The organism is Kushneria indalinina DSM 14324, assembly GCF_003385845.1.
In the GTDB taxonomy this organism is placed as follows: Bacteria; Pseudomonadota; Gammaproteobacteria; order Pseudomonadales; family Halomonadaceae; genus Kushneria; species Kushneria indalinina.
The window spans coordinates 1-5,556 of record NZ_QRDJ01000014.1 but is presented as its reverse complement, the minus strand read 5'-3'; the positions used below and the strand labels follow the sequence as shown (position 1 = coordinate 5,556).

Below are 5,556 nucleotides of genomic sequence, written 5' to 3'. Positions count from 1 at the left end.
CATAAAAGAACCCCGGTCCTGTTAAGGACCGGGGTTCGGAAGGGGTGCCTGACGATGACCTACTCTCACATGGGGAGACCCCACACTACCATCGGCGCGGAGCCGTTTCACTACCGAGTTCGGGAAGGGATCGGGTGGTGCCGGCACGCTATGGTCGTCAGGCAATTCTGTAGACCGGCTGCCCTGTGGGCAGCGGGTCAAGATCGGGATCATGCTGATCGATACATCAACGCATTCGTGTGATGCGAACCACTTGGGTGTTATATGGTCAAGCCTCACGGGCAATTAGTACGCGTCAGCTCAATGCATTGCTGCACTTACACACCGCGCCTATCGACCTCGTCGTCTTCGAGGGCCCTTCAGGGAGCTCGAGGCTCCAGGGAAGTTTCATCTTGAAGGGGGCTTCCCGCTTAGATGCCTTCAGCGGTTATCCCGTCCGCACATAGCTACCCGGCGGTGCCATTGGCATGACAACCGGTACACCAGCGGTGCGTCCACTCCGGTCCTCTCGTACTAGGAGCAGCACTTCTCAAACTTCCGACGCCCACGGCAGATAGGGACCGAACTGTCTCACGACGTTCTAAACCCAGCTCGCGTACCACTTTAAATGGCGAACAGCCATACCCTTGGGACCGACTTCAGCCCCAGGATGTGATGAGCCGACATCGAGGTGCCAAACACCGCCGTCGATATGAACTCTTGGGCGGTATCAGCCTGTTATCCCCGGAGTACCTTTTATCCGTTGAGCGATGGCCCTTCCATACAGAACCACCGGATCACTAGAACCTGCTTTCGCACCTGCTCGACATGTCCGTCTCGCAGTCAAGCACCCTTATGCTCTTGCACTCATTGCACGATTTCCAACCGTGCTGAGGGTACCTTAGTGCTCCTCCGTTACTCTTTGGGAGGAGACCGCCCCAGTCAAACTACCCACCACACACTGTCCTCACACCGGATCACGGTGCGGAGTTAGAACGCCGATGATACCAGGCTGGTATTTCAAGGTTGGCTCCACCCCGACTGGCGTCGGGGTTTCAAAGCCTCCCAGCTATCCTACACAAGTAACATCAGCGTCCAGTGTGAAGCTATAGTAAAGGTTCACGGGGTCTTTCCGTCTAGCCGCGGGTACACTGCATCTTCACAGCGATTTCAATTTCACTGAGTCTCGGGTGGAGACAGCGTGGCCATCATTACGCCATTCGTGCAGGTCGGAACTTACCCGACAAGGAATTTCGCTACCTTAGGACCGTTATAGTTACGGCCGCCGTTTACCGGGGCTTCGATCAAGAGCTTCGCCTTGCGGCTAACACCATCAATTAACCTTCCGGCACCGGGCAGGCGTCACACCCTATACGTCCGCTTACGCGTTGGCAGAGTGCTGTGTTTTTAATAAACAGTTGCAGCCACCTGGTCTCTTCGGCCGGTCAGAGCTCAGGGAGCAAGTCCCGTCACCCTGGCCGGCGCACCTTCTCCCGAAGTTACGGTGCCATTTTGCCTAGTTCCTTCACCCGAGTTCTCTCATACGCCTTGGTATTCTCTACCTGACCACCTGTGTCGGTTTGGGGTACGATCGCATGTTATCTGAAGCTTAGAGGCTTTTCCCGGAAGCGTGGCATCAGTGACTTCCAGACCGTAGTCTGTTCGTCTCGCGTCTCGGCTTGTAGAGGACCGGATTTGCCTGATCCTCAGGCCTACTCGCTTTCACCGGGACAACCAGCGCCCGGCTCACCTAGCCTTCTTCGTCCCCCCATCGCAATAACATCCGGTACGGGAATATTGACCCGTTTCCCATCGACTACGCCTTTCGGCCTCGCCTTAGGGGTCGACTCACCCTGCTCCGATTGTCGTCGAACAGGAACCCTTGGTCTTCCGGCGGGGCGGGTTTTCACCGCCCTTGTCGTTACTCATGTCAGCATTCGCACTTGTGATACCTCCAGCAGACCTCACGATCCACCTTCGCAGGCTTACACAACGCTCCTCTACCGCGCATCCATAAGGATGCACCCGCAGCTTCGGTACCCGGTTTGAGCCCCGTTACATCTTCCGCGCAGGCCGACTCGACCAGTGAGCTATTACGCTTTCTTTAAAGGATGGCTGCTTCTAAGCCAACCTCCTGGCTGTCTGTGCCTTCCCACATCGTTTCCCACTTAACCGGGATTTTGGGACCTTGGCTGGCGGTCTGGGTTGTTTCCCTTTTCACAACGGACGTTAGCACCCGCTGTGTGTCTCCCACGCTGTACTCACCGGTATTCGGAGTTTGCCTCGGGTTGGTAAGCCGGGATGGCCCCCTAGCCGAAACAGTGCTCTACCCCCGGTGGTAATACGTGAGGCGCTACCTAAATAGCTTTCGAGGAGAACCAGCTATCTCCGAGCTTGATTAGCCTTTCACTCCGATCCACAGCTCATCTCAGCATTTTTCAACATACTTGAGTTCGGACCTCCAGTCAGTGTTACCTGACCTTCATCCTGGCCATGGATAGATCGCCCGGTTTCGGGTCTATTCCCAGCAACTAATTCGCCCATTTAAGACTCGGTTTCCCTGCGCCTCCCCTATTCGGTTAAGCTCGCTACTGAAAATAAGTCGCTGACCCATTATACAAAAGGTACGCAGTCACAGAACAAGTCTGCTCCCACTGCTTGTACGCACACGGTTTCAGGATCTATTTCACTCCCCTCGCCGGGGTTCTTTTCGCCTTTCCCTCACGGTACTGGTTCACTATCGGTCAGTCAGGAGTATTTAGCCTTGGAGGATGGTCCCCCCATGTTCAGTCAGGGTTTCACGTGCCCCGACCTACTCGATTTCACAATGCTCGGATTTCGGCTACGGGACTATCACCCGCTATGGTCAGACTTCCCAGACTGTTTGCCTATCGGTTGCACTGCTTAAGGGCTGGTCCCCGTTCGCTCGCCGCTACTGGGGGAATCTCAATTGATGTCTTTTCCTCGGGGTACTTAGATGTTTCAGTTCTCCCGGTTCGCCTTCATGAGTTATGTATTGGCTCATGAATACTTACCTGATGGTAAGTGGGTTTCCCCATTCGGAAATCGCCGGGTCGCAGGTCATTTGCCACCTCACCGACGCTTATCGCAGGCTGTCACGTCCTTCATCGCCTCTGACTGCCTAGGCATCCACCGTGTGCGCTTAATCGCTTGACCATATAACCCCAAGGGGTCCGGTCTCACAATCACACGACATTTGCTGGAATACGTACGACATTACGTATCACAGCAAACTTATACGTTGTCTGCCGGCCGGGTCACGACACCCTTCCGAGGAAGGGGTGTTCACCGACCGACAGGTCAGCATGATCCACATTGTTAAAGAGCGTACTGTCAAAAAGACAGTCAGAAATCATGTCGATGATCTGTCATCATCATGACTTTTGACTGTGGTTTCATCAGTATCAGCGAGACTGTTTGCGAGCACCGAAGCCGGTAATGGTGGAGCCTAGCGGGATCGAACCGCTGACCTCCTGCGTGCAAGGCAGGCGCTCTCCCAGCTGAGCTAAGGCCCCGACAGGTTGGTGGGTCTGGGCAGACTTGAACTGCCGACCTCACCCTTATCAGGGGTGCGCTCTAACCAACTGAGCTACAGACCCAAGCAGTCTTCGCTCTATCCGATCAGGCAATTTGTGTGGACGCGCTGGTTCGCGTGAGCACTTTAGTCGTTTAAGGAGGTGATCCAGCCGCAGGTTCCCCTACGGCTACCTTGTTACGACTTCACCCCAGTCATGAACCACACCGTGGTGATCGCTCTCCCGAAGGTTAAGCTAACCACTTCTGGTGCAGTCCACTCCCATGGTGTGACGGGCGGTGTGTACAAGGCCCGGGAACGTATTCACCGTGGCATTCTGATCCACGATTACTAGCGATTCCGACTTCACGGAGTCGAGTTGCAGACTCCGATCCGGACTGAGGCCGGCTTTATGGGATTGGCTTCACGTCGCCGCTTCGCAACCCTTTGTACCGGCCATTGTAGCACGTGTGTAGCCCTGCTCGTAAGGGCCATGATGACTTGACGTCGTCCCCACCTTCCTCCGGTTTGTCACCGGCAGTCTCCCTGAAGTTCCCGGCCGGACCGCTGGCAAAAAGGGATAGGGGTTGCGCTCGTTACGGGACTTAACCCAACATTTCACAACACGAGCTGACGACAGCCATGCAGCACCTGTCTCTGCGCTCCCGAAGGCACTCTCCCATCTCTGGGAGATTCGCAGGATGTCAAGAGCAGGTAAGGTTCTTCGCGTTGCATCGAATTAAACCACATGCTCCACCGCTTGTGCGGGCCCCCGTCAATTCATTTGAGTTTTAGCCTTGCGGCCGTACTCCCCAGGCGGTCGACTTATTGCGTTAACTGCGCCACCAAACCCTCAAGGGGTCCAACGGCTGGTCGACATCGTTTACGGCGTGGACTACCAGGGTATCTAATCCTGTTTGCTACCCACGCTTTCGCGCCTCAGCGTCAGTGTCAGTCCAGAAGGCCGCCTTCGCCACTGGTATTCCTCCCGATCTCTACGCATTTCACCGCTACACCGGGAATTCCACCTTCCTCTCCTGCACTCTAGCCTGCCAGTTCCGAATGCCGTTCCCGGGTTGAGCCCGGGGCTTTCACATCCGGCTTGGCAAGCCGCCTACGCGCCCTTTACGCCCAGTAATTCCGATTAACGCTTGCACCCTCCGTATTACCGCGGCTGCTGGCACGGAGTTAGCCGGTGCTTCTTCTGTGGGTGATGTCCTTCATGGTGGTTATTAACCACCATGCCTTCTTCCCCACTGAAAGTGCTTTACAACCCGAAGGCCTTCTTCACACACGCGGCATGGCTGGATCAGGGTTTCCCCCATTGTCCAATATTCCCCACTGCTGCCTCCCGTAGGAGTCCGGGCCGTGTCTCAGTCCCGGTGTGGCTGATCATCCTCTCAGACCAGCTACGGATCGCGGCCTTGGTGAGCCATTACCTCACCAACAAGCTAATCCGACATGGGCTCATCCGATAGCGCAAGGTCCGAAGATCCCCTGCTTTCTCCCGTAGGACGTATGCGGTATTAGCTCGGGTTTCCCCGAGTTATCCCCCACTACCGGGCAGATACCCATGCATTACTCACCCGTCCGCCGCTCGTCAGCGGGTAGCAAGCTACCCCTGTTACCGCTCGACTTGCATGTGTTAGGCCTGCCGCCAGCGTTCAATCTGAGCCATGATCAAACTCTTCAGTTTATTTTGAAGCTTTGAGATTCGTTTCGAAGACTACAAAAGCAGTCACCGAGGTGAATCAATCCGGGCTCGAGGTCAAACTAGTACTCTTGACGAGTGTTCGTCTGCTCGATTATCTATGTGACTGGTGTCACACGAGCCAGACGCCCACACAAATTGCCTGATCGACTTGTTAAAGAGCGTCTCGAAGATGTTGCCTCAACCACCGTGGCGGTTGCTTCGAGAGAGTGGGCATTTTACAGCCCTGCATCGAAAAGTCAACCTCTTTTTTTCGATGCGGAAGTCAGCGGCTGGATCTGAAATCCTGATTGAGCGACCAAAACCCTAGTCAAAACAATCACCTGCTTGC

At 55.2% G+C, this 5,556-nt stretch carries 2 tRNA genes and 3 rRNA genes; all 5 read right to left on the bottom strand.

Annotation, left to right across the window (positions count from 1 at the left end):
* Window positions 1-46 precede the first annotated feature (46 nt).
* A 5S ribosomal RNA gene (gene rrf / locus C8D72_RS17270) occupies window positions 47-162 on the bottom strand.
* 102 nt (window positions 163-264) lie between these two features.
* A 23S ribosomal RNA gene (locus C8D72_RS17265) occupies window positions 265-3,156 on the bottom strand.
* 283 nt (window positions 3,157-3,439) lie between these two features.
* Window positions 3,440-3,515 (bottom strand) — tRNA-Ala (locus tag C8D72_RS17260).
* Between the two features lie 7 nt (window positions 3,516-3,522).
* Window positions 3,523-3,599 (bottom strand) — tRNA-Ile (locus tag C8D72_RS17255).
* Window positions 3,600-3,670: 71 nt separating this feature from the next.
* A 16S ribosomal RNA gene (locus C8D72_RS17250) occupies window positions 3,671-5,210 on the bottom strand.
* The 16S, 23S and 5S rRNA genes sit together here with 2 tRNA genes alongside, the layout of an rRNA operon.
* Between the last annotated feature and the right edge of the window lie 346 nt (window positions 5,211-5,556).